The 25,632-nt window shown below is 62.1% G+C and carries 21 protein-coding genes; 10 read left to right on the top strand and 11 right to left on the bottom strand.

Going from position 1 to position 25,632, the window contains the following annotated elements; genetic code table 11:
• Nucleotides 1-11 precede the first annotated feature (11 nt).
• Both IB272_RS27680 and IB272_RS27685 read left to right on the top strand, forming a co-directional pair.
• Nucleotides 12-1,451 (top strand): MFS transporter, encoded by a 1,440-nt coding sequence (locus IB272_RS27680; protein WP_112975031.1) that lies wholly within the window; start codon nt 12-14, stop codon nt 1,449-1,451.
• Between the two features lie 655 nt (nt 1,452-2,106).
• The gene (locus tag IB272_RS27685) at nt 2,107-3,159 is read left to right on the top strand and encodes a septal ring lytic transglycosylase RlpA family protein (RefSeq protein ID WP_246810446.1); all 1,053 of its coding nucleotides are present in this window, start codon (nt 2,107-2,109) and stop codon (nt 3,157-3,159) included.
• A gap of 192 nt (nt 3,160-3,351) precedes the next feature.
• Here the strand turns inward: IB272_RS27685 and IB272_RS27690 are convergent, their stop codons facing one another.
• A complete protein-coding gene (locus IB272_RS27690; RefSeq protein ID WP_034791723.1) occupies nt 3,352-3,555 on the bottom strand; it encodes a cold-shock protein in 204 nt (67 codons plus the stop codon).
• A gap of 235 nt (nt 3,556-3,790) precedes the next feature.
• A complete protein-coding gene (locus tag IB272_RS27695; RefSeq protein WP_192445490.1) occupies nt 3,791-4,801 on the bottom strand; it encodes a substrate-binding domain-containing protein in 1,011 nt (336 codons plus the stop codon).
• 136 nt (nt 4,802-4,937) lie between these two features.
• On the opposite strand from IB272_RS27695, the gene IB272_RS27700 reads away from it, so the two are divergent.
• Genes IB272_RS27700 through IB272_RS27710 form a run of 3 tightly spaced genes read left to right on the top strand, consistent with a single transcriptional unit; the run spans nt 4,938 to nt 8,406 of the window.
• Nucleotides 4,938-6,305, top strand: a complete 1,368-nt coding sequence (locus tag IB272_RS27700; protein ID WP_060582839.1) for a uracil-xanthine permease family protein — start codon at nt 4,938-4,940, stop codon at nt 6,303-6,305.
• Nucleotides 6,302-7,702: an amidohydrolase gene (locus IB272_RS27705; protein WP_162728687.1), complete on the top strand. Its 1,401-nt coding sequence runs from the start codon at nt 6,302-6,304 to the stop codon at nt 7,700-7,702. Before IB272_RS27700 ends, IB272_RS27705 begins: the two co-directional genes overlap by 4 nt.
• Nucleotides 7,699-8,406 carry a sulfite exporter TauE/SafE family protein gene (locus IB272_RS27710; RefSeq protein ID WP_060521236.1) on the top strand — a complete coding sequence of 236 codons (708 nt, stop codon included), beginning with the start codon at nt 7,699-7,701 and terminating at the stop codon, nt 8,404-8,406. Before IB272_RS27705 ends, IB272_RS27710 begins: the two co-directional genes overlap by 4 nt.
• Nucleotides 8,407-8,448: 42 nt before the next feature.
• On the opposite strand, the gene IB272_RS27715 is transcribed toward IB272_RS27710, so the two are convergent.
• The 9 genes from IB272_RS27715 to IB272_RS27755 form a co-directional block, all read right to left on the bottom strand.
• Entirely contained in the window at nt 8,449-9,693 is a 1,245-nt protein-coding gene (locus IB272_RS27715) for a DUF2325 domain-containing protein (RefSeq protein ID WP_192445491.1), read from the bottom strand.
• A gap of 333 nt (nt 9,694-10,026) precedes the next feature.
• Nucleotides 10,027-10,923, bottom strand: coding sequence for a LysR family transcriptional regulator (locus tag IB272_RS27720; protein WP_034791732.1), 897 nt, complete (start codon nt 10,921-10,923; stop codon nt 10,027-10,029).
• Nucleotides 10,924-10,980: 57 nt separating this feature from the next.
• A complete protein-coding gene (locus IB272_RS27725) occupies nt 10,981-12,513 on the bottom strand; it encodes an ABC transporter ATP-binding protein (RefSeq protein ID WP_110819060.1) in 1,533 nt (510 codons plus the stop codon).
• A gap of 5 nt (nt 12,514-12,518) precedes the next feature.
• Entirely contained in the window at nt 12,519-13,451 is a 933-nt protein-coding gene (locus IB272_RS27730; protein ID WP_192445492.1) for an ABC transporter permease, read from the bottom strand.
• A 79-nt stretch (nt 13,452-13,530) separates the two neighbouring features.
• On the bottom strand, nt 13,531-14,625 hold the full coding sequence (locus IB272_RS27735) for an ABC transporter permease (RefSeq protein ID WP_051659225.1): 1,095 nt from the start codon (nt 14,623-14,625) through the stop codon (nt 13,531-13,533).
• 67 nt (nt 14,626-14,692) lie between these two features.
• Nucleotides 14,693-15,682: a BMP family protein gene (locus tag IB272_RS27740; RefSeq protein ID WP_162250988.1), complete on the bottom strand. Its 990-nt coding sequence runs from the start codon at nt 15,680-15,682 to the stop codon at nt 14,693-14,695.
• A gap of 54 nt (nt 15,683-15,736) precedes the next feature.
• Nucleotides 15,737-17,032: an amidohydrolase family protein gene (locus IB272_RS27745; protein WP_192357353.1), complete on the bottom strand. Its 1,296-nt coding sequence runs from the start codon at nt 17,030-17,032 to the stop codon at nt 15,737-15,739.
• A gap of 222 nt (nt 17,033-17,254) precedes the next feature.
• Complete coding sequence (locus IB272_RS27750; RefSeq protein ID WP_034791888.1) at nt 17,255-18,043, bottom strand: aldolase; 789 nt, start codon at nt 18,041-18,043, stop codon at nt 17,255-17,257.
• Nucleotides 18,044-18,228: 185 nt separating this feature from the next.
• Nucleotides 18,229-19,125: a LysR family transcriptional regulator gene (locus tag IB272_RS27755; protein WP_034791737.1), complete on the bottom strand. Its 897-nt coding sequence runs from the start codon at nt 19,123-19,125 to the stop codon at nt 18,229-18,231.
• 164 nt (nt 19,126-19,289) lie between these two features.
• On the opposite strand from IB272_RS27755, the gene IB272_RS27760 reads away from it, so the two are divergent.
• The 5 genes from IB272_RS27760 (at nt 19,290) to IB272_RS27780 (ending at nt 25,522) form a co-directional block, all read left to right on the top strand.
• Nucleotides 19,290-20,681, top strand: coding sequence for a nucleobase:cation symporter-2 family protein (locus IB272_RS27760; protein WP_060521231.1), 1,392 nt, complete (start codon nt 19,290-19,292; stop codon nt 20,679-20,681).
• A 62-nt stretch (nt 20,682-20,743) separates the two neighbouring features.
• Nucleotides 20,744-21,607, top strand: a complete 864-nt coding sequence (locus IB272_RS27765) for a xanthine dehydrogenase family protein subunit M (protein ID WP_192445493.1) — start codon at nt 20,744-20,746, stop codon at nt 21,605-21,607.
• The gene (locus IB272_RS27770) at nt 21,604-22,086 is read left to right on the top strand and encodes a (2Fe-2S)-binding protein (protein WP_034791743.1); all 483 of its coding nucleotides are present in this window, start codon (nt 21,604-21,606) and stop codon (nt 22,084-22,086) included. Before IB272_RS27765 ends, IB272_RS27770 begins: the two co-directional genes overlap by 4 nt.
• Nucleotides 22,083-24,389, top strand: a complete 2,307-nt coding sequence (locus IB272_RS27775; protein ID WP_060529470.1) for a xanthine dehydrogenase family protein molybdopterin-binding subunit — start codon at nt 22,083-22,085, stop codon at nt 24,387-24,389. Before IB272_RS27770 ends, IB272_RS27775 begins: the two co-directional genes overlap by 4 nt.
• Nucleotides 24,386-25,522: a GTP-binding protein gene (locus IB272_RS27780; protein ID WP_192445494.1), complete on the top strand. Its 1,137-nt coding sequence runs from the start codon at nt 24,386-24,388 to the stop codon at nt 25,520-25,522. The genes IB272_RS27775 and IB272_RS27780 overlap by 4 nt, the downstream gene beginning before the upstream one ends.
• Nucleotides 25,523-25,632 lie beyond the last annotated feature (110 nt).

A 25,632-nucleotide genomic window follows, 5' to 3' on the forward strand; every position in this document is an offset into this window, starting at 1 on the left:
CTTCTTCTTGAATGATGTCCTCCATTTCCTCTTCTCCACTTCCGTTTCACCGCACCCGCATCGTCCCGGCCGTCGTGGCGGTGGCCTTTTTCATGCAGATGCTCGACAGCACGATCATCGCAACCTCGCTGCCGGCCATGTCCAAGGCCTTCGCGACGGATGTGGTGACGCTCAACATTGGCTTCACCGCCTATCTTCTTGCGATGGCCGTGTTTATTCCGCCGGCCGGATGGCTCGCCGAGCGTTTTGGCGCGCGAGAGGTCTTTCTTGCCGCTATCGCGCTGTTCACGCTCGCCTCCGTTGCTTGCGGCTTCTCGGCGTCGCTTGGTCAATTCACCGTGGCTCGGCTCTTCCAAGGTGCGTCCGCAGCGCTGATGACGCCAGTTGGGCGTCAGCTCGTACTGCGCGATGCACCGAAGGCGGAATTGGTGCGGGCGATCGCCACCATCACCTGGCCGGCTCTGATTGCCCCCGTTATCGGCCCTCTGATCGGTGCCTGGATTACAACCCACGCCGGCTGGGAGTGGAACTTCTTCATCAATCTGCCTCTCGGCATATTCGGTGTCGTGCTCGTTGCCTTTTTCGTGCCGCGCGTGCCTGCGGAGGGAGCGCGACCCTTTGATGTGACCGGCGTCTTGCTGACTGGAGGCGCGCTCGCACTCACCCTTGGCGGTTTGGAGCTTTCCAGTTCATCCTCGGGTGGGACCGCTTCACTTGGCCTTCTGGTCGCCGGTCTTTTCGCCGGCTTTTTTGCAGTCCGCCATCTGCGGCGCGCTGCGCATCCCCTGCTCGACATGACAGTGCTGAAGATCCCGACTTTCGCCTTCGCAACGCTTTCGGCGGGCACCGCCGGGCGGCTTGCCGTCAACGCGACGCCATTTCTGCTGCCGCTGCTCTTCCAGGTTGGTTTGGGTTTCAATGCGGTGGAGACGGGCTCGCTGGTCTTCGTCTACTTTCTCGGCAACCTTTTGATGAAGAGCGTCACCACACCGGCTCTGCGTCTTTTCGGCTTCCGCAGCCTTCTTGTCGTAAATGGCATGATCGCCGCCACGACGATCGGTGCCTTCGCATTCGTCGACGGAGAAACGCCGCGCATTGTCATGTGGGTGCTGCTGATTGCCTGCGGCCTTTCCCGCTCGATGCAGTTTACGGCGCTGACGACGATCGCCTTCGCGGATGTACCGCCTGCTCAGCGAAGCGCGGCGACGACGATTTCGGCGATGCTGCAGCAACTCTCCCAACTGCTTGGCATCGCCGTTGCCGCAGCCGTCATTCGCTTCGCATCCTATCTGGGCGGGGGAGGAGGCGATTATAATATGCTTCCGGATATTCGCGCCGCCTTCCTCTTTATCGCCGCCATAGGCTTCGTGTCGGCGCTTCGCTTTCTCGCACTGTCGTCCGACGCGGGTGCTGAGGTTTCCGGCCACCGTGGTCGCCCTGTCGTCGGATAAGGCGGCGTAACAGAAACCGCGGTTCGCGCAGCCTTTGGAAACGGCCAGCGATCAGACATATGGCGTATTCCTCAAGAGAGCAGACAGGTTTCGGTGCGACCTGCCGGCGGTAACGACCTTGGGCTTCGAAGACAGAGAAGAAGAGCCACTGGCGACTTTTGAGCGGAGATCGCCAAAGAGCCGGGGAAAGACCGGCGGAGGCGCCGGGCGAAAACTTCCTTCCCATTTTCAAGGCTAGAAGTTTCGCCTGACCTCCCGGTCTGCGGTTCGTAAGCAGGGTACGGCACAAATCGGCGGCCGGGGCGAAGCGCCGGCTTTGTTCGTCTGCGAGGGTAAGTTCGCCTTCGATGCGTTTCAGCCATCGTTTCGCTTCCGCCGGCTGACACCCAAATAGACGGTGCTCTTTCATCGGTGCGACACAGTCGACGAACTCGACTTTTTATTTCCGCCTCTGATCGCAACGGTCGGGCAGATATGCCCTGGGTCGGGAGGGCGGAACCATTCGCTCGTAGCCTCATTTTACCGAGGTATCATAGATGGAGCGGACCAACGGCACGCCCCAGATTGCGCCTGGTGTCGACCAGCCCCTCACTGCTGCGTCGCCTGTCTCGCGTCTCCACTGCGCATTGCGATCGCGTGTGTCGAGTTGCAGTCGATGGTGAACGGGATGGGAGATGGAATAGCAGCGACCGTTAAAGTCATGCGCTGGTTGGCAATTACGATGTTCTGTGCGTTCGGTGGAGCCTGCACCACGACATTTACGCCCGACATGACCAGCCTGAAGGCGCATTCTCCCGCCACGCTGCACCGTGTCTATGTCAAAATGCCAGATGCTTCCGGCAAAAGAACCTCGCAGCGTGCCGGCCATTATACTGTCGGCAAGCCTTACGTGGTCAAAGGCAAGCGTTACTATCCGAAGGAGGAACCGGGCTACGATCGAAGCGGCATTGCCTCCTGGTACGCTCGGGGGGTTCAAGGGCGGCGGACCGCAAATGGCGAGACTTACGATCCGGGCCGCCTCTCCGCCGCGCATCCGACACTTCCCTTGCCCAGCTACGTGCGGGTGACAAATCTCACAAACGGCTCGTCGGTCGTTGTGCGCGTCAATGATCGTGGCCCTTTCCACAAAGGACGTTTGATCGATATTTCCAGCAAGGCAGCAGAGATGCTGGATATGACGCGCCGCGGGACAGCGTACGTCCGGGTACAATATGTGGGGCGCGCCGCTCTAAACGGAGATGACATGGCGTTTCTCATGGCGTCACAAAGGAAGCGCCAGGGTCCCCTTGGCGTCAATCGGCCAATCGGCGCGCAGGTCGCCGGCAAACCGCTTACCAGCTACGGTGAGCGCAGCACCCTGTTCGTCGGCTCGAAATCTGCCGGTAACTTTCTGGCTGCCTCTGGTTTGCGGGGACGGGAGGCTGCGTATGTACTCTGGGCTTCCCAGGCACAACACTTGGCACCCCTCGGCAAGGCAAGTATTGCAAGGGAAACTGCGATTTCTGCCGAATGCTGTTTGAACAAGGAGCGGGTGGGCGAGAAATCTGTGTTGCAGGCGTTTCTCCCGGCGGCTTTCGATCGCAAAAGCCAACGGACTGGTATGACTGGCCGACGATCGCCAGCAAGGCGACGACGGGGAGACCCGGAAACCGGCCATATCCGGTGGTGTGAACGTTGCCAGAGCGCGTGGCGTGCGTGTCGAGGGTGAGCCGGAAGCTTCAGAGAAGTTAGCCGGACCAGAATTATGCGCTCAGTTTCCGTTTGTGCGTTGGGATCGCCTGCAAAAAAGGAGGACCCGACGGCCTCGCGAGACGACATCATAATATTTCCCGGCCGCTGGCGCGGCCGGGAAAGTGAGGGAATGCAATCGAGCGAATTCCCGAAGCTTGGTATCCGAAGTTCAGGCTGACCTGACGTTTTCGGCCTTCGATTTTCCGGTCTTGCGGTCCTGGCCAAGTTCATAGCTGACCTTTTGACCGTCGCGCAGTGACGTTGCGCCCTCAAGCGCCGACACGTGGACAAAAACGTCCGGTCCGCCATTGTCAGGCGTGATGAAGCCAAAACCCTTGTCCTGGTTGAAAAACTTTACGGTACCGGTTGCCATAGTCATCCTCGTCAGCTGAGTGCTCTGCGTTTTGCCGGAGCACCATATCCAGCGCCTGCCTTAGCGGCAATCGCGCATGTTGGCAAAACTTAATTTGCTGAGCCGGACCTTCTTCCTTCATACCACGGGCCGTTTAGACCCTGGATAAAGGCGGCAATGGCGACGGCGCGACAGTCACGACGTTAAACGCGGCCGCGCGGCTGTCCGGCCATCGCGCTCTCGGCTTGAGCGTTCCTCAGATGGTATCACACGAAATCATCGAAGAGGGGCGCAGGATCAGACCTGGTGGCGGGAGATCACTTGGTTCGACGTTCACCTGCTCCAATCGCGCCAAGAGCAGGTTGACTGCGGCTCCTGCCACCTCACCAAGGTGCAGATCAACTGCGGTCAGCGGAGGGGTGGCGAGTTTGGCGCGCATGCCGTCATAGCGGGTCGCGATCCGAAGGTCGTGCGGGATCTGGCGACCGGTGGCGCGGGCCGCGTTGAAAACGCCTGTCGCAAAGGCGTCGACCGGCACGCAAAGGGCCGAGATGGAGGGATTGGCGCGCAGCAAGCTTTCAGCAGCGATTGCTGCCGCTTCTTCGCCCCCCTGTTCGTCGATGCGGATGGCGAGTGGCGTAGAGCCGCTTCCGGCCATGCGCTGCGCATACACAGCCTCCATCTCGATATAGGAATTGCGCCTTTGTTCACCCGTTATCAAGCCGACCTGACCGTCGCCCGCAAGCAGGTGATCGAGCAGCAGATGCGCCGTTGCGGCGCTCTGCAAATCCACGAACGGAAGATCGTCTCGGCCGGGCGCACGCCCGATGCACACGACCTCGGTCCCGCGGGACGAAAAGAAATCCAGCACCGGGTCGTCTCGTTCCGGCTCCACGACGATGGCGCCGTCCACCTCAAGCGCGTCGAGGCGGTCGCGGGGCCCGAGTGGAGGAACGAGGCAAAGGGAAATACCCCTGGCAAAAGCCGTCACGGCGGCGGCAGCAGCAATTTCCATGAGGAAGCCCAGCCTCGACGGTCCGGCCGCCACCGCAAAGGGCATCGATGAAACCAATGCGATAGATCCGGCTCTGCCGGTGCGCAAACGCTGCGCACGGTGATTGGGACGATAGCCCATTTCCTGCGCCAGCGTTTCGATGCGCTTGCGCGTTTCCGGCTCGACGTAACGTCGGCCGCTGAACGCGTGCGAAACAGTTGTGACCGAGACTCCAGCCGCCTTGGCAAGGTCGGCGATAGTAGGTTTTCCCATCAGCCCTCCGATGAACGTCTTCTATCACGCCGATCGCACCGAAGCAAAACGATTTGCAAAGGCGCGATTGTGTGTTAGTGGATGCGCATGCAAAACGATTTGCATAACGGCTTGAGGAGGCCGGGAGGAGGAAAACATGCAGAGTGAATTGAATGGAGTGGTCGAACCGGTCGATGAGGGGCTGCCGCTTCGCAGCCTGTTCCTGTTTGGCCTGCAACACGTGCTGGTGATGGCCGCGTCTCCCATCACCGCCGTCTTTCTTGTCAGCAAGGCCCTTGGGTTTTCGGACGCGGTGACAGTCTCGCTCATCAGCGCAACCTTTTTCGTCTGTGGCCTTGGCTCGATGCTCCAGAGTTTCGGGCCAAAGGGGTTTGGTGCACGCCTGCCCTTCGTGATGGTGCCGGGAGGCGCGCCAATTGCCATCTTTCTGGCGATCGCCCAGCAGACGGACATCCAGACAGCCGTCGGTGCCGTCATCGTAACGGCTCTCTTTTACTTTCTGGCGCTGCCGGTCTTCCGCAGGCTGCTGCGTTACTTTCCGCCGATCGTCGTTGGAACGATGCTGTTGCTGGTCTCCGTCAATCTTGTGCGCATCTATGGCGTGACCATCACCGGAAAGCCTGGCAGCGAGGGCTTCGCAGCGCCCGTCGAGGTCGGACTGGCACTGATCACCATCATCCTTACAGTCGCTGCCGCGCGGGTCTTTTCTGGAACGCTCCAGCGGCTCGCCGTCATGCTCGGACTGGTCGGCGGTGCGCTCGTCGCGCTCGCCATCGGCCACATGGATCTGTCGGGTGTGTTCACCGGGCCGGTCATCGCCGTTCCGCAATTATTTCCCTTCGGCATGCCGAAGTTCGACCTCGTCGCAGCCATCCCGCTGATCGTGTTCTCGATCATTTCCATGGCGGAGGCGACCGGTCAGACGATCGCGACGGCTGAAATCGTCGGCCGCCGGGGAGATGCCCATGCGATCGTGCCTTCGACCATCCGCGGCGATGCACTGATGTCGCTCGTCGGTGGCCTGTTCGGCACATCGCTGATCATCACCAGCGGCGAGAACGTCGGTATCGTGCGCGCGACCGGCGTCAAGTCTCGCTATGTGACCGCGATGGCGGGCGCCATCCTCGTTCTCATCGCGCTCTTCGCCCCGATTGGCCGGATGGCCACGGCTTTGCCTGAGGCCGTCGTCGGCGGCACGGCAGTCATCGTCTTTTCGATTATTGGCGTCATCGGGATCGACCTCCTGCGTCGCGTCGATCTGCGCGAACATGGCCCCATGTTCACCCTCGCGGCCGCCCTCTCGATGGGTCTGCTGCCGATCCTGGTGCCCGGTGTCTACAGCCAGTTTCCGCAATGGACGCAGATGATCCTCGGCAACGGACTTGCCGCAGGCACGATCACCGCCGTCGTCGTCAACGCCATCTTTTCACATTGGGGCCAAGCCGGACGATCCGAAATTGCGGCGGCGCCCCTGCAATCCACCACTCAAGGAGCAAGCGAGTGAGCGCAATCCGCCAACAACTATCGACCGCCGGCGACCTCATGCTGCGCCCAGGACAAGTTCTTCTGCCGGATGGCCCGCGCACCGGAAAAGCCATCGTCGTGCGCGATGGCGTCTTTCAGCGGATCGATACCGTGGAAGCGATCGCCCGGGACTTCCCCGAGATTGTTCCGATCGACCTGCCCAACCATCTCCTGATGCCCGGTTTCGTCGATACCCATACGCACCTGACCCAGTCGCTTGGCAAGGCCCTCGTCTTTGGAGAACCGTCGGAAATCTTCCGGCGGATCTGGGTGCCGCTGGAAGGCAGTCTCAACGAGCGCATGGTCTATCTCTCGGCAAAGCTTGCCGCATTGGAAGCGCTGCGTGGGGGGTTCACGACCGCCGTCGATGCCGGCACCCGCTCAAAGGGTCATGTCGGCGCTCTGGTGCGGGCTGCAGGGGAGGTGGGGCTTCGCAGCGTCGTCGGCTTTATCTGCAACGATCTTTCGGGAAGTGCGCAGATCGCCGAACCCGGCGTCATCCTGCGCCAGGCGGAAGAGCACGTCTCCACCTACAGGCAGGACCCGCTGATCCATCCCTCGCTGGCGATTTCGATCCCGGAGGCCGCAACTGACGGAATGCTCAAAGCGGTTTCCGAATTGGCAGCCGCGTCCGGGGTGGTGTTCCAGACCCATGTCAACGAACACCTTGTTGCCGTCGAACGCTCGTTGGCAGCGAAAGGATTGCGACCGATCGAGCACCTGGCGCATCTGGGCGTTCTTGGCCCTCAGGTCCTCCTCGCGCACGCGACGCTCGTCACGCCGCATGAACTCAATCTTTTGCGCGAGACAGGAACGGCTGTCGCTTACAATCCCGTCGCCACCCTGTGGAAGGGGAATGCCGTCGCACCAGCCCTGCAAATGGCAGCGCTCGGCATGCGGTTCGGGCTCGGAACGGACGGAACCCGCGCCGACGCGTTCCGTCTGATGGACGCGGCCGAGGGCCTCCAGCGCGCGGGGTTTGGTCTTGCAACGGGGGATTCTTCCTGCGGCGGTGGCTGGCTGTGGCTCGACCGGGCAACATCCGGCGCCGCAGACGCCGCAGGCCTGTCTCATGTGACCGGCTCGATCACCGAAGGTCTTGCCGCCGACTTCCTGCTCGTCGACCTCGATCGGCCCGAGTTCACGCCCTCGCACGATCTGACGTGGGAGCTTGTCCGCTACGGCAATCGCGATCAGATCGACGCGGTCTTTACCAGCGGCCAGCTTCGGCTTTGGCAAGGCTGGCCGATTGATTGGGACGCCCGGGCACTGCTCGAAGAGGTGAGAGGCGAAACGACGACCGCCATTGCCGAGGCGCCGATCCAGCGCATTCATCCGCTCTCCGAAGCACATCGCCGCCTTGGACAATACCGATGAGTTTTGGTCTTCTTGCCGTTCTGGCTGCCGTGACATTCGTTTCGGCCTTCATTCAAGGGGCGCTCGGCATTGGCTTCGCCCTGATCGTCGCGCCGATCGTCGGTATGCTGAAGCCCGATCTTCTGCCGGTGACCCTGCTTTTGCTGATGCTGCCGCTCAATCTACATGTGGCAGCGCGAGAGCGTGCCCATGTCGACTGGTCAGGCGCGACCTGGATCACGATCGGACGCTTCGCGGGAACGTTTGCTGGCCTTTGGCTGCTGGCAGCGCTTTCGATCGAACAACTGGATCTTGCCGTCGGTGTGTTCACGGTGGTCGCAGCCGTCACCGCGCTCATAGCCCCGCCGTTCACGCCGAACAGGCCGAGTGCGCTCGGGGTCGGATTGTTTACGGGCGTCACCGAAACTGCCACGGGTATCGGCGGCCCGCCGCTTGCGCTGCTCTACCAGCATGCCAAGGCGCCGGTGCTAAGGGCAACGGTGGCCCTTTGCTTCTTCGTCGGCGAGGTCATGTCCCTCGTCGTGCTGGCCATATCCGGGCGCGTTGGGTCAGAGCAACTGCTCGTCGCCCTCTACCTGACGCCGGCGGTTCTGCTCGGAAGTGCGGTCTCAAAGCACGTGCATGGCCGCATCGGCGGCCGCGGTCTTCGGATCGCCGTTCTGGGCTTTGCCATCGTCAGCGGGTTGTTCCTTATCGTCCGGTGAACGACGCTCTCTCGTTAACCGGCCGTCGGCAGACCACCGGAGCTAGAAACGTCCATAGGCGCCGCCGGCGCCGCTGATGGCCGTGAGGAAACTGGCAAGTCCGGCAGAGCGAAGCGGCAGGTATTGTTTTTGCTGCTCGCGGCAAAGGCGTTTGACCAGGCCCACCGCCGTGTGACTGATGTGATCGACCGGAAAGAGGATCGTCGCTGCCTGCCCGACGAGGGCGGGCAAGAGCGTCGTGCTGTCTTCCATGCCTCCGTCGTGGAGGAGGAGGTCGATGTTGCGCACTCTTGCGTAGGCTCGAAGATGATCAAACAGATTGCGTCGGCCGCCGACATAGAGCACGGGGCCGCTGAGCTGTGCGGGCGGCGCGCTGCCGTCGTCTCTGAGCTGAGCTGTGATTGCCGTCTCGAGGGCTTCGTTTTCGCGTAGGACCGCGTAACGCAGATCCTGCATCTGCTCCAGTTCCCGCTGAAGGGCATCGGATTTCTCCTCAGACGCGGCAAGGCGCTGGGCGAAGGCCTCGTTGCGCGTCACGTCCGCTTCGTTGCTTGCGGATAGACCCCTCGTGCTTTTTGCAATGCGCGCCAAGGGTGCGACCGACGCGGCGATTGCTTCGGCGTGGATCGCTCTCTCCTCCAATTGCCGGAGGCGCTGTTGCAGGGCCATCCGCTCATCGGCGGCCGCCTTCAGACGCGTCTCCTGCCGGGCGGTTCGTTCGCGTTCCTGTTCGAGTTCCCTTTCCAGCTCTGTCAGCCGTGCGATGTCGAGCCGACTTGCGCTGCCGACAAGGTGCGACAGCATATGCACTTCTCCGAAGATTTCGCGCATTAGTGCTGGCGATGTTCCCGGATGGCTCATCAGTGCCCAATACGGGCCGGCGATGTCGCCGCGCTCGAAGGAATTGCGCCAGATGTTTCGGAGTTCGTCTTGATCGGCCTGCCGGGGAATGCGCTTGATGCTGCTCTCGTGGCGCTTGTCGAGCGCCTTGTTGAGCAACTTTGCCGCCTGATCCCGTTGACCAGCAAGCCACACGCCTCGACCGTGCAGGGTATGGTCCGTCGCAGTGCGCACATCGTCTTGTCCGGTCCTGATCAGGACCTGGCGCAATTCTCCCGCCGTCAGGCAGGTGCCGATGATCGAGCAATGAAATGTCGAGGCAATGTCCCAGGTCCGCAAGCGATGGGCACTGATCTTGGGTGTGTGGCCATCCGGGGATGCAGCGAAGGACAAGGCTGCGGCAGGCAGGGGGACACCGTGGGATTTGAGACGGGGCAACGTGGGCATGGGCGTTCCGGAGCTAGGGCAGTTGCTGGCACTTCGCGACGCGGCCGTCCGCATTGCACATCCGCGAACGGGCCTTTCATCACAGGTAAACCCAATTATCGTTATATTTCAAGAAATATAACGATAAGGGAAAACGCGCGCCCGAACGGGAACCACAGATGTCCCGCGCAGTTTTCGTCATTGCGTCGTTCAGCGAACAAACGTGCATGTCTGAAACGGAGCGCTGCCAAGGGGTTTCCCGCACAGCAATTGGTGTGAGTTCAAGCCTTTGCGCGTAGGAGAAAAGTGCCCGGACGGCGCTGGGCAGCGAGACGACCGGCCGTTTCCCAGGCCTCAGACCTGTTTCGCAACGCTGGCGATGAAGGCCGCTTTCAGATGCTCGGCGGCAGGCGAAAGGCTGTGGTGGCGCCGTTGAAGCAAAGAGACGTCACGCATGACGATGGGGTCAATGAGATCGACTGTCGTTACACCGACGGCCGAGGCGAGCTGTCCGGAGTTTTCCGGTAGCACCGAAACGCCCATTCCGGCGGCAATCATGCTGATCGCCGTTGTCGAAAAGCGTACCTCGTACTTTGGCCGGTAGTTCGGCACGACGCGAATGAGGTTGTGCTCGACGATGTTGCGCAAAGGGTTGGAGGCGGCAAGCGTGATTAGCGTTTCGTCCTTGAGCTCGGCCCAGCGCACGGATTTACGCTTGGCAAACCGGTGATCCTCGCGGCAGACGAGCATCAGTTTGTCGCGCAGCAGCGGGGTGGCGGCGATTTCGGGGTCTTCCTCCGAAAGGGTGCCGACGGCGATATCGACCTCGTGGCGCTTGAGCGCCGGGGTTATCTGCTCTTCCGGCATGTCGCGAATGTTGACGGAGATCTCCGGATACTTGTTCAGGAATCTGGCGATGATCGGCGGTACGACCGTTGCGGCAAGCACGATCGCCGCGGCGATCGTCACTTGCCCACGCTTCAGCGAAGCGTTGTCGCGCACGTCGCCAACGGCAAGCTCGAGGTCCTTCATGATCTTGCGCGCCTGGGGCAGGAATTCCTGGCCGACCAGGGTGAGGGAGACCATGCGCGTGTGCCGGTCGAACAGGCGCACGCCGATCTCCCGTTCCAGATCCCGGATGAGGATGCTGACCGCGGACTGGGTGAGATGGAGGTTGCGTGCGGCGATGTTGAACTGGCCGAGCTCGGCCACAGCAATGAAGGCCCTGAGTTGCCGCAGGGTTATGTTCATATACGCGCGGCCTCCCGTTACATCGCTCCCATCAAAGCCTGCCAGACCTCGGCTTGTCTACCCCGCAAGTGCGGCTTGCTCTTTGTTGCCGGCCATGAGCAGGCCGAGTTCGTCGAGACGGGCGCGGTCGGGCGGCAGTTCGCCAAGGATTTCGCCGTGGAACATGACGACGATGCGGTCGCAGATTGCAAACAGCTCCTCGAGTTCCGTGGAGATCAGCAGAATGGCGCGGCCGCTGTCGCGCTGGCGCAGCATCTCCTCCATCACGAACTCCATCGCGCCGATATCGATGCCGCGCGCGAGCTGATTGACGAGGATGAAATCGGGATCGCGCGCCAGCTCCCGCGCGACGACGAGCTTTTGCTGGTTGCCGCCTGAAAGTGCTGCGATCGGCTGGTTCTCGTCCCGGCTCTTCACGCGAAACCGCTTGATCAGGTCGCGGGTGTGCTCGCCGATGACCTTGCGGTTGAGCATGCCCCCCGTCGCGAACGGTTTTTGGTCGTAACGCTGCAGAATGGTGTTTTCGCTGAGCGACAGCGGCAAGACGATGCCGTGCTTGTGGCGGTCTTCCGGAATGTGGGAAAAACGCCTGGCATTGATTTCTGCCGGGTCGAGCCCGGTTATATCATTTCCGTTGAGAACGACGCGCCCGGAATCGACCGGCAGCAGACCGGAGAGCGCGAGCGAAAGCTCCGTCTGGCCGTTGCCGGATACGCCGGCGATGCCCACGATTTCGCCGGCGCGTACATCGAGGCTCACGCCGCGCACGGCCGGAAGGCCGGTCTCGGCGCGGCAGGTGAGGTTTTCCACCGAAAGCACGATGCGACCTGGCGGTTTGGGGCTGCGCGGGAGCTCCATGCGCACCTCACGACCGACCATCATGCGCGCAAGCTCACGCGCATTTGTCTCCCCGACCCTGACCGTATTGACGACGCGCCCGTCCCGCATGACGCTGATGCGATTGCTGACCCGCATCACTTCGTCCAGCTTGTGCGAAATGAAGACGACGGTCTTCCCATCCTTCACCAGATCACCCATCAGCGAAAGGAGGCGGTCGGTCTCTTGCGGGGTGAGAACGGCGGTCGGTTCGTCAAGGATGAGCAGGTCGATACCGTGGAATAGCACCTTCAGGATTTCCACCCGCTGCTGCTCGCCGACCGAGAGGTCTTCGACGATTGCGTCGGGACGCACGTCGAGGGCGTAGCGCTCGGAAAGCGCGCGGATCTTTCGGTGGACCTTGTCGATATCGGATATGACGCTGAGCGCCGAACCCTGGCCGAGGATGTAGTTTTCTGCCACGGTCAGGTTCGGTACCAGCATGAAGTGCTGGTGCACCATGCCGATCCGCTGGCGGATCGCGTCGCGTGGGCTTGTAAAGCGCACCGATTGTCCCTTGTAGACGATCTCGCCTTCATCCGGCCGGACCATGCCGCAGATCATGCTCATCAGCACGCTCTTGCCGGCGCCGTTTTCGCCGAGCAGCGAATGGATCTCGCCTTCCTCGATTTCGAGCGAAACGCCGTCGCTGGCGATGATAGGGCCGAAACGTTTGCGGATATTGTCGATGCGCAGGAACGGTTTTGCCGACATGTCGATCACCTCATCTCGTAGGGCTGGCCAAGCTTGCTGGGTGCGGCACCCTTGCCGCGGAAGGCGACGAGCGTGACGATCGTCATGATGTAGGGAAGCGCCTGCAGCACTTGGTAGGGCACGACGATCGATGCTTGCGCCTGGAGCATGAGCTGCAGGGCGTAAAAGAGGCCGAAGAGCAGCGAGACGAAGAAGGCGCCGATCGGCGACCAGCGGGCAAAGACCACGACGGCAAGGGCGATGAAGCCGCGGCCGGAGGTGATGCCTTCGACGAACTGGTTGGAATGGCCAAGCGTGAGGAACGCGCCACCGAGCCCTGCAAGGCCTGTACCGACGAGGACGGCGGCATAGCGGTAGCCAACGACACTGCGACCGGCGACGTCGACGGCCTTCGGGTGCTCGCCGACGGCGCGAAGCGTCAGGCCGAAGGAGGTGCGGTAAAGCACCAGGGTGGCGAGTATGGCGACCAGCACGGTGGAATAGACGATCAGGTTCTGGCGGAAGAACGCTTCTCCGAGAAAGGGCAGATCGCTCAGCCAGGGTATGTGGACCGGCTGGGCGATCTCGATGCCCTTGCCGGTCGAAACGTAATAGGTGCGAAAGAGGAAGGCCGTCAGACCCATGCCGAGCAGGTTGAGGGCCGCCCCCACCACGATCTGGTCCGCCTTGATGGTGATCGTGAAGACGGCGAAGACGAGCCCGAACAGCATGCCGCCGGCAACGCCGGCCAATAGCCCGAGCGGAATGTTGCCGGTGGCTGCGGCCGAAGCGAAGCCGCAGAAGGCGCCGACGAGCATCGTGCCTTCGAGCCCGATGTTGAGCACGCCGGCGCGCTCGGAAAAGACCTCGCCGATCGAGGCGAAGATCAGGGGGGTGGCAAGCCTCCAGGCGGCGCCGACGAGCGCTGCGAGAAAGGTGAGAGAAATCATGTCGTCCATGGGTTCGACCCTCCAGGAATATCGCCAAAGTTTTGTTTTCCCGCGGGCGGTCTACGGCGACGCGGGAGTTTCCATGCTTTCAAGCCACAGTCCTGAGGATGTCGCGCAGCTTTGCGAAGGCGACGACCGAGAGGATGACGATGCCCTGAATGACCAACACCAGGACCTGCGGGACCTGTGAGGTGATCTGGAGGACTTCCGAGCCGGAGCGAAGCGTCGCAAAAAGCCCGCCCGACAGGATTGCCGCCAACGGATTGTTGCCGGCCAAGAGCGCCACCGCGATGCCCTCGAAACCATAACCCGGCGAAATGTTCTGGTAGAGCCGACGTGTGACGCCCGCCACCTCGAAGGCGCCGGCAAGGCCTGCCATCGCGCCGCTGATGCACATCGCGATCATGACGTTCCTGGCGACGTTCATGCCGGCATAGCGGGCGGCATGCGGGTTGAGACCGACGACGCGCAGCGCAAAGCCGCGGCTGCTTCTTCGCAGGAAGATGTACAGCGCAACCGCCAGAACCACCGCAACGAGGATGCCGATGTGAAGCCTAAGGTCGGTTACCAGGCGTGGCGTCCAGGCTTCGCGCACCAGCCTTGCCGATTGCGGATAGGCGGCACTCGCATCGCGCATCGGACCGGTGACGAGATAGCTCGTGAGGATGAGGGCGATGTAGTTGAGCATGATCGTGGTGACGATCTCGCTTGCCTGAAAGCGCACCTTCAGATAGCCGGCTATGCCAGCCCAGGCGGCGCCCGCAAGCGCCCCCGCCAACATCACAAGCGGCGCATGCACCCAGACGGATAGGCCGTCGATGCTGGTGCCGACAAGGGTTGCGGCGATCGCTCCGACATAGAGCTGGCCTTCGGCGCCGATGTTCCAGATCGAGCAGCGAAACGCGACGCACAGCCCTGCACCGATCAGGATCAGCGGCGTCGCCTTCAGGAGAATTTCTCCGACCGAGCGTATGTCCTGGAACGAGCCGAAGACCATGACGGTGACGACGTCGCTGCCGTTGAAGCCGTTGAGCCAGAGCAGCAGGGCGCCGAAGGCGAGTGCGACGAGAACTGCCGCGATGGGTGTCAGGGCGCTGATCGCAGCCTGCGAGAGTGTCCTGTAGAAAGCTTGGGCTGCTTGAGAATTCACGGTCTCACGCACTCCCTGGTTTATCTCAGCCATGGGTGTGTCCATTGGTGTGATGCGGGAAGTGGCTGCGGCTGGATATCCCGCCGCAGCATGGAGGCAGCTATTCTGCGCCGGTCTTGATCTCGCCGGCGGCGATCTTGGCGCTGATTGCCTTGACCTCGGCGCGGATATCCTCCGGCACGGAGACCGGGCCGTCGTCGCGGAAGGTAAACGAGATGACCTTCGGGTCCTTCAGGCCGAAAACCACGTTCTCCGTGGGCGGGTGGCCTTCCTTGATCGCGCGAACCACTTCGACCACGCCTTGAGCATAGTCGGCGACGTAGAGCCCGAGAATGTTGTTAGGCGCAACCTCGGTAAAGTCGCTGAAGATCGAGAAGGAGCGCACGTCCGGGCCGGATTCGGCAATCGCCTGGTAGCCGCCGACGGTGGCGCCGGAAGCGTTCGGTACGACGAAGTCAGCGCCTTGCGAGATCATGCTGAGCGCCGCTTCCTTGGCGGCGGTCGTATCGGTGAAGTTGCCGATATAGGCTTCGCTGATCGGGAAGTCCGGATTGATGCTTTTTGCGCCGTTCTTGAAGCCGGCGAATGCCTGCTGGATCGGCGGGATTTCCATGCCGCCGACAAGGCCGGCCTTGCCGCCCATTTTCGCAGCGATCACACCCATCAGGTAAAAGGGCTGGCTGGTATCGGTATTGAGCCCGATAACGTTGCCTTCGTGGATCGCGCTCGACGAGATCAGGAAATAGGTGTCCGGATAATCGAGCGCGACATCGCGCGCGGCGTCCTGGAACTCAAAACCGTGGCCAAGGATGACCTTGTAGCCCTGGCTCGCATAATCTCGAAACGCCTTTTCGAAGGAGGCCGGGTTCTGCTGCAGCTCGACATAGCTGATCTTGGCGCCAAGCTGTTGCTCAACGCCCTTGAGCGCGTTGTAGCCGATCCGGTTCCATCCTTCTTCGGAAACACTGCCGGGCACGAGAAGGCCCATCTTGAAGTCTTCGGCGTGCGCGAGGTCCTGCCAGAGTATTCCGGTCAGGGCCATTCCGAGAGTGGACGCAAGCAGCAAACGACGTGAAATTTCAGTTATCATTTCATTCCTCCCATTAGATTGCAGTCCCAATCCCCCCGGAGCAGCCGTTCCCTTTTATGCGTTCTCCTTCAGGCGGATGTTTTCAGTAGTGCTCTGCGAGACCAGGCGCCCGTTCGAAAAGACGAAAGCCCGATCCGGCCCGCCGGCAATCAGCGTGTCGGTATCGATGCAGTCGGTAATGACGAAGTCGGCGCGCGCGCCGGGTCTGAAACCGTAGTCCTTGCCAAGCCCCATCAGTCGGGCAGGGGCCGTCGTGATCATGCTGTGCGCGGCTGAGAGCTCGTCCCCGCGCAGATGGCCTGCAAGCAGTGTCCAGCGGGCGATTTCCAGCATGTCGCCCGAGCCGGTCGGAACGAACGGATCCTGGATATTGTCCGAGGCGGTGGCGATGGTGATGCCGGCGCGATGGAGTTCGGCGACACGCGTCAACCCGCGTGGCGGCAGCATCTCGTAGTCGCGGCCCTGTAGATAGAGATTTGCGGCCGGCAGTGTCACCACGCCGACATTCAGTTTGTCCAGGCGCTCTGCTATCCGCTGGAACTCCCGGCGCGGCAAGGCGCTCAACACCGAGACGTGGCTTAAGACGGTGCGCCCCTGCATGCCGAAGCGCTCGACGCGTTCGAGTGCGGCGTCGATGAGATGCACGCCGGCATTGAGGTGTTCGTCGAGGTGCAGGTCGATAGGCTTGCCGGATTTCACAGCGGCCGAAAACAGGATGTCGAGGTAGCGCGGCGGGTCCTCGGAAACGGCGGGCGTTCCGCCGACGGCATCGGCGAGCGCAACGGCGCCGTCGATGTTGTTGCCGAGCCACTCGAAGTCTTGGCCCGGATGCGGCGTCATGAAGGCGACGAGCTGAAGCGTGATGCGGTGCTTTTCGGCATCGCGAATGGCGGCCAGCGTCTCGATGCCATGGAAACCGGCATCCTTGTCGACGTTGATGTGGCTGCGGATCGCGGTCGTGCCGCGCGAAAGACATCGCCCGATTGTGCGCGTCGCGCGCTTGTGAATGTCGTCGGGGCCGGCGGTGCGGGCGTATTTCGCAAAGGCTTCGCGGGCGCCCTGGAGCGTGCCGGAGGGATTTGGCGTAAACCGCAGCACCCCCGTCTTGTCGAGATGCTGGTGCGCGTCGACGAAGCCCGGCGAAACGAGCATGCCGGAAATGTCTATGCAGGCGCCGCACGAACCGGTGTCGAGAAAGGGCTCGACGACCGTGATGCGCCCGTCGGCGCCGACGATAATGTCGCTTGCCGACTGCGAGCCGTCATCGTTTATGACGGTACCGCCCGTGAGGGCAAAGGACTGACCGGGGATCAGTCTTGCGAGCAACGCAGCTGGATTTTCACGTACCATGTCGTCCCCACCTTGTTGTTATGGCGGGAAACTAAGCACGCGCTTTTAATTCAAACAAATTCATTATTTCAATTATTTGATAAATGGATCGTATTAATTGCCGATCGCCAGGCACCGTTCGAGCATGGCCAACGTCATGGAAAGAGACGCCTGATCAACTGGTTGACCGGCAATCTGGAACGGGCCGATGCGATCGCTTTTGGCATCGGCCCTGGTTCGCATTCAGTGCCTGTATTGCGGTTCCTCGGCGTCGAGTTGCCGGCGGATGGCGGCAAGATGGGCCCGTGCCGACTCCGGGTCACCCTCGCGCATCTGCCGGTAAGCGGCCTCAGCGATCTGTGGGGCGACGGGCAGGACTTCCCGTCCGGTGGACATCGCAAGCACCTGCACTTCGGCCGCCCGTTCCAGATAGTAGAGATCGTCCCAGGCATCGGCGATTGTCGGCGCCAGGACCAGCACGCCGTGGTGTTTCAGGAAGACGATATCGGCGTCGCCCGCTGCAGCAGCAATGCGAGCGCCTTCCCGATGGTCGAGGGCAAGGCCGTTGTAGTTTTCGTCGACAGCGGTGCGTCCGTAGAATTTCAGCGCAGTCTGGCCGGCCCAAATCAAGGGGGCGCCCTCGGTCATGGATAAGGCGGTCGCATAGGGCATGTGCGTGTGGAAGGCGACTTTTGCGCGCGGCAGCCGGCGGTGGATTTCGGCATGGATGTAAAAAGCGGTTGCCTCCGGCTCACCGTCACCGTCGATGACGGTGCCCTTGAAATCGCACACCAGCAGCTTTGATGCCGTCAGCTCGCGAAAGGCATAGCCGTAGGGATTGACGATGAAGAGATCGTCATGGCCGGGTACGACAGCCGAAAAATGGTTGCAGATGCCCTCTTCGAAGCCGTTGCGCGCCGCCATGCGGAAGCAGGCCGCCAGATCTTCCTTGGTGCTGCGGATGGCATCTGTGGAAAGGTTGGGCCGGTTCGACCGTGCCGCTTCGGTGCTGCTTTTCAGGGAATGCGCCATGAGTTGCTCCTGGTTTGGCTTGAGCTGGGAGCGGCGGCCGGCCGAAAGCCCGCCGCGCGCAGCGAAGGCTGCGCCCTGCCTGCCCGCCGTTCCGCGGTCCAGCAGCGCGCCCAGATAACGCCGGAAAATGCGCGTGGTCAAACGCAAGGTCGCGTCTGAATACAAGACGTCTTTCCATGGAAACGTCAGTGCACGGATTTCAGCAGGAAGTCGCGAAACCGCCGGGCGGCCGGAGAGAGGGAGCGCGTGCGTTTCTGGATCAGGCTGACTTCGCGCTTGATGTGCGGCTCGGTCGGCGTGCGCACGACGAGGCCCATGGAGGTCGCAAGCCGTGTGACCGCCGATGTCATGATCGCGACGCCGAGCCCGCCTTCGACCATGCCGATAATCGTCAGCGGCAAGGCCACCTCCTGCATCGCCTTGTCGAAGGGCAGCACGATACCGTTGCGTGCCAGCTCGTTTTCGAGGCGGTCCCTGATCGGATTGCCGCGGTGCGGACCGATCAGCTTGCGATCAACCAGGTCGGTCCAACGAATTTCACGCAGCCTGACCAGCGGGTCGTCCGGATGAAGGACGATGAGGAATTCGTCGGTCGTCAGCCGGGTACCCATCAATTCGGTATCGTCCTCCGGCACGGTTCCGATCCCGAGGTCGACCGAGCTGTTGGTCACCTGTTCCAGGACGGCGATCTCCGCCACGTCATGAAGAGCGACGGTGATATCGGGGTAGAGCCGGGTGAAGGCGTTGACGAGCTGCGGCAGCATCAAAGCCGCCTGCACGGTGCCCGCTGCAATCGAAACCTTACCACGTCTCAGCGCATTCAACTCGCGCGAGCTCTCCACCATGCCATCGATGTCGGCGACGGCACGTGCGGCAACCGGCAAGATGTCCATGCCGGCCTGCGTAAGCCGTAGAAGACGCGTATGCCTGTCGAAGAGACGCAGCTTCAAATTCTGCTCCAGCTGCCGAACCAGCGTGCTCACCGCCGACTGCGAGGAGCCGAGCCTGTCGGCGGCGAGGGTGAACTGCCCCAGATTGGCTACGGTGACGAAGGCTCGAAGCTGTTTCAGCGTGATGTCCATGCCGGTCCATTCATTCAATTACTATATGAATAAATATGATTGTGCCGATTGTTTGCTGATTTGGCCAGCCGCATGATCCGCTTTGTACGGCGTGCGGTGACCAGATCATGAGGCCGAAGTTGCCCTCCCACCGCGCCGGAAGCTGTTCGCTGGGAGGAAAGCGAATGCATAAATCCGATACGACTGATCCTGTCGAAAAAACCTACCCGATCCCAAGTTTGATGGCCCTTGGCCTACAGCATGTTCTCGTCATGTATGCCGGAGCGGTCGCCGTGCCGCTCATTGTCGGCAGCGCACTTCAATTGCCCAAGGAACAGATTGCGATGCTCGTCAGCGCGGATCTCTTCTGTTGTGGCATCGTCACCCTCATCCAGGCGCTCGGCATCTGGAACATCGGCATTCGCCTGCCGATCATGATGGGGATTTCGTTCACCGCCGTACCCTCGATTATCGCGACGGGCACCAATCCCGATCTCGGCATGCCGGGCGTCATCGGCGCGGTCATTGGCTCCGGGGTGTTCACGATCCTGGTGGCGCCGTTCTTCGGCCGCTGGGTACGGTTCTTCCCGCCTGTTGTCACCGGCACGGTGATGCTGGTGATCGGCCTTTCGCTGATGCGCGTCGGGGTAAACTGGGCGGCAGGCGGCCAGCCGATGATCAAGGGTCCGGACGGCATGATCCCGAACCCGGCCTACGGCGCGCCGTTCGCGCTCGCCGTGGCTGCCATCGTGCTCATGTCGATCCTGCTTCTCACCCGCGTTCTCAAGGGCTTCATGGCCAATCTTGCGGTCCTGATCGGGATCGGGATCGGCTTCGTGGTCGCGATCGCTGCCGGCAAGGTGGATTTCCACGGCGTTGCCGAGGCCGACTGGGTGCGTATCATTCACCCGCTCGCCTTCGGATGGCCGATCTTCGAGTTCTGGTCGATCCTGTCGCTCTGTGCGGTCATGACGGTCATGATGATCGAATCGACCGGCCAGTTCCTGGCTGTCGGCGACATGGCCGGACGCAAGATCACCGAGGCAGAACTGACCCGGGGTTTGAGAACCGACGGTGTCGGTAACATCATCGGCGGCCTGCTCAACACCTTCACCTATACGACCTATGCGCAGAACGTCGGACTGCTGCAGATCACCGGCGTGCTCAGCCGCTTCGTGGTGGCAGCGGGCGGCGCCATCCTGATCCTGCTCGGCTCGCTGCCGAAGGTTGCCTTCGTCAGCGCATCGATCCCGAGCTATGTCGTCGGCGGTGCGGCAATCGTGATGTTCGGCATGGTGTCGGCGACGGGGGTGAAGATCCTGTCGAAGGTGGATTTCGTGGCCAATCGCCGCAATCTCTACATCGTCGCCGTCAGCGTCGGCCTCGCCATGGTGCCGGTCGTTGCCGAAAACATCTTCGATCAGTTGCCGGCGGCGATCGAGAAGTTCCTGCACAGCGGCGTGCTCGTCGGCACCTTTGCGGCGGCACTGCTCAACATTCTCTTCAACGGCGTTCCGGCGAAAGAGCCGGAGGAGGCCGAACTCGCGGACGGCGCGCCGGCTGCCGACCCTGCCTAGAGAACAACACCATTAGTCCGGCGGCGGCGCGCCGCCGGAGCCCCCAACCCCAAGAGGATTCCATGAGACGCTTCGACTATCATCGGGCGGAAACGCTGGAGCATGCCTCCCGTCTTCTCACCGAGCTCGGCGACGACACATTCCTGTTCAACGGAGGCACGGACCTTTTGGTCGAGATCCGCGAACGGCTGCGCCGCGTGCGCAACGTCGTCGACATCAAGCAGATCCCTGGTTTGTCCGACATCACCTATGACGAGACGCGCGGATTGACCTTCGGTGCGCTGGTGACCGTCGGACGGCTGGAGAACCTGTCGCTGGTGCGCCAGCGATATCCGAACCTGCGTTCAGCACTCGCCTCGCTCGGCTCCATCCAGGTGCGCAACCGCGCGACCGTCGTTGGCAATATCTGTCGCGCCTCGCCGTCGGCCGATACCATTCCGCCCTTGGTGGCGGACGGCGCCTTCGTGCACATCTACAGCCGCACCAACATGCGTGTGGTGCCGATCTGCGAGTTCTTCACCGGCCCCGGCAGGACCGTTCTCGCCAAGGGCGAAATCGTTACCGGCATCACCGTGCCGCCGGCGGGTGACAATACCGGCAAGGCCTATCTCAAGCACGGCCGTCGAAAGGCGATGGAGCTGTCCACCGTCGGCGTCGCCGTCAGCCTGGCGATGGACGATGGCGTCTGCAGCGACATCCGCATCGCGCTCGGTGCGGTCGGCGCCACTGTGCTGCGCGCGCCGCAAGCCGAAGCCATGCTGCGGGGCACGAGGCTCGATGCTGAGGCTGTCAGGAGTGCTGCCGACAGGGCGATGGAGGAATGCACGCCGATCAGCAACGTGCGCGCCAGCGCAGACTACCGTCGCGACATGGTCGGCGTCCTGACCGGTCGCGCCATCAAACAGGCATTGGAGACTTTCGCATGAAACGGATGGTCGAATTCACCGTGAATGGCGAGGCGCGCGAGATGGCCGTCGATGGCTGCTGCTCCCTGCTCGATGCGCTGCGCGACGAGGTCGGCCTCACCGGCACCAAGAAGGGCTGCGATGTCGGCGACTGCGGCGCCTGCACCGTGCTCGTCGATGGCGAGCCGGTCAACGCCTGCCTGATGCTTGCCGTGGAAGCCGAAGGCCGTGCGGTCGAGACCGTCGAAGGGCTCCAGCCGGGTGTCGATCGACTGCATCCGCTGCAGGATGCCTTCATGCGGCACGGTGCCTCGCAATGCGGCTTCTGCACGCCCGGCATCCTGATGATGGCGAAGAAGCTCATCGACGACAATCCGCACCCGACTGACGAGGACATTCGCTTCGGGCTCTCCGGCAACATCTGCCGTTGCACGGGATACACCAAGATATTCGACGCGATCAAATCGGCCGCGCGCGAGATGGAGGCTGCAAGACCATGAACATGACCACCCCCATTGAACAGCGCGAGTTCAAGATCGTCGGTAAGAGCGTCAAGCGCGACGACGTGCTCGAAAAGGTCACGGGCGAGGCGCAGTATACCGGCGATATCAAGCTGCCCGGAATGCTGCACGGCAAGATCAAGCGCGCGGCGATCGCCCATGCGCGCATCAAGTCGATCGACGTCAGCAAGGCGCTCGCCTATCCGGGCGTCAAGGCTGTGCTGACCCACGAGACCGTGCCACGCGTGCTGCACTATGGGTCGCCGCATCCACGCTCGGCCTCCTGCACCAAGGACCAGTACATTCTCGACGACAAGGTGCGGTTCTGGGGCGAGGGCGTAGCCGCCGTCGCCGCCATCAGCGAAGAGATCGCCGACGAGGCGCTCGACCTGATCGAGGTGGAATACGAACCTTTGCCGGCCGTCTTCGAGCCGGAGGACGCCGCGCAGCCAGGCGCACCACTGATCCACGACGTTGGGCCGGGCGGCAATCTTGTGCTCGACCCGGTGCGCGTCAACCGCGGTGACATCGATAAGGGTTTTGCCGAGGCGGACTTCGTTCTCGAGGGCACGTTTGCCGGCGGGCGGCCGCACCCGGCCTACATGGAGCCGAACGTCTGCATCGCCGACTGGGACGGTTCCAACAAGCTGACCTTCTGGACCTCGACCCAGACCTCTTTCATGGTGCGCGGCATCCTTGCAGAAGTGCTAGGCCTGCCGCTCACCAAGGTGCGCGTGCTCGTCGACCATATGGGCGGCGGCTTTGGGGCCAAGCAGGACCTGTTCCAGCACGAGTTTCTCTGTGCGCTTTTGGCGAAGGAAACCCGCCGGCCGGTGAAGATGGAGTTCACCCGCCATGAGACATTCGTGGCCGGTCGTTCCCGTCACCCTTGCCGGATCTGGCTGAAGCAGGGCTTCAAGAACGACGGCACGCTCGTCGCCCGCGACATGAAGCTGGTCTACGATTCCGGCGCCTACGGGTCCCATGGCCCGGGCGTGACCATCGTTGGAACCACCGCCGCTACCTCGCTCTATCGCTGCGAGAACGTGCGGCTGGAGGGGCGGTGCGTCTACACCAACACCCCGATCAACGGCGCCTTCCGCGGCTACGGCGTGGTGCAGAGCTACTATGCGCTCGACATCCAGATGGACGAAGCGGCCGAACGGCTCGGCATGGATCCGGCCGAACTGAAGCTGAAGAACGTGGTGCGCGCCGGCGACATCGCGCCATCAGGCCATCCGATCCTCGGTCACGGGCTTGAAATCTGCCTCAAGCACGGCATCGACGTGCTCGACTGGAAGGCGCTTTGGAACCGCGACCGGGCTCCAGATCCGAAGCGCCCGCACATCCGTAAAGGGTGGGGCATCGGCTGCGAAATGCACGGCTCGTCCGCCTATCCCGGCATCAAGGAACAGGGCAACGCCACGGTGAAGGTCAACGAGGACGGCACGGTGACGCTGCTGACTGGCGCTGCCGGACTTGGCACCGGAGCCCATACGGCGCTGGCGCAGATCGTTGCCGAAGAGCTCGGGGTCCGCTTCGAGGATGTCGGCGTCATCCATGGCGACACGGACGTGGTTCCATGGGACATCGGGGCCTTTGCCAGCCACACGACCTATCTGGTCGGCACAGCCGCCAAGATGGCGGCCGGCAAGGTCCGCGCCGCCGTGCTCGCCAGGGCAGCGATGAAACTGCAGGTCTCGCCCGACGAGATCGACCTTTCCGAAGGCAAGGTCTTCCTCATTGCCGAGCCAGATCGCTCTATGACGGTGTCGGAGGCCATGGGGCCCTCACGTGGCATTCCTGCCGCCAATATCGTTGCCAACGGCACTTACGAGCCGACGAAATCCTACTCCTTCGCCGCACATTTCACCGAGGTGGACGTCGACACGGAAACGGGCATCGTCGAGGTTAAGCGCGTCGTGCCGGTGCACGACGTTGGACGCGTCATTCACCCGATCGCGGCGCAAGGCCAGATCGAGGGCGGCATCCAGCAGGGCATCGGCCACACGCTGACCGAGGACTACGTCATCGACAAGAAGACCGGGCGCTCACTCAATGCGGGCCTGGTCGACTACAAGATGCCGCTGTCGATGGACATGCCCGACATCGAGACGATCATCCTCGAGGCAGCGCCCGACCCGGGTGGTCCCTGGGGCGCCAAGGGTGTGGGCGAAGATCCGATCATCGCCATCGGCCCTTCCATCGCCAATGCCATCCACGACGCCATCGGCGTTCGCTTCCACCACTATCCGATCACACCGGAAGACATCCTGAAAGCCTTGAGGGAGAAGGGCGCATGAACATGCATATCGAACCTGCAAGCCAGCAGAAACTCCCGATCACGATCCTCACCGGTTTCCTCGGATCAGGAAAGACGACACTGCTCAACTACATTCTCACCGAGCGTCACGGTCACCGTATCGCGGTGATCGAGAACGAATACGGCGAAGTGGACGTCGACAGCGACCTGGTGCTGGCCTCAGACGAGGAAATCTTCCAGATGCAGAACGGCTGCATCTGCTGCTTCGTCGACGTGCGCAACGACCTGATCGACGTGATGAAGAAGCTCCTGAGCCACAAGGACAAGTTCGACCACATCATCGTCGAGACCTCGGGTCTTGCCGACCCGACGCCGGTCGCCACCGCCTTCTTCGTCGACCGTAGCGTGGCCGACGAGGTGGAGCTCGACGCCGTCGTCACGCTGGTGGACGCAATGCACATCGACCAGCATCTCTACGATCCGGTGCTCGACGGCAGCGACAACCAGGCGGTCAACCAGATCGTCGCGGCCGACCGCATCCTCGTCAACAAGATAGACCTTGCCGGGGAGGATGCCCTCGGTTCGCTGGAAACATCGCTGCGCAGGCTGAACCAGACAGCACCCATCCTGAGGTCCAGCTACGGCAAGGTGGATCTCTCCAACATTCTCGGTGTCAAGGGTTTCCGGCCGTCCTATGTGCGAGAGCGGGCGGAAATTCTCGACATCGACATGGATGACGATCGCGATGCCGATCACCATCATCACCATAATTGCAAGGAGCCGTGTTGCGACCATGCGCATCACGACCATGGGCACCACCATCATCATGACCACGGACGCGCGCACGCGACCCCCCTTCGGCCGCACCAGCATGACGCGACGGTGAAATCCCACTCCTTCGTCTATCCCGAAGCCTTCGACGGCGAGAAGCTTGCAGGTTTCCTCAAGGGCTACCTCGGCGAGCACGGCGACGACATTTTTCGCACAAAGGGCATCGTTTCCGTTGCCGGAGACGACCGCTTCTTCGTGCTTCAGGCCGTGCACAAGCTCGTCGATTTCCGCCCGGACCACGCCTGGGGCGAAGACAAACGGAAGTCGAAGTTCGTGTTCATCGGCCGCAATCTCGACCGCGAAAGTATCGACAGAAACTTGCGTGCATGCCTGGTGCCTTAGCAGCGAATCTCCACGCCGGACGGCGCTTGCGTAAGCCTTTCTGTCTGAGCCGCCCGCGCCCCTCCAGCGCGGGCGGTTGCTGCTGCTTTCAACGACACAAATCGTTTTAA

The organism is Ensifer sp. ENS08 (assembly GCF_014852195.1).
Taxonomy (GTDB): Bacteria; Pseudomonadota; Alphaproteobacteria; order Rhizobiales; family Rhizobiaceae; genus Ensifer; species Ensifer adhaerens.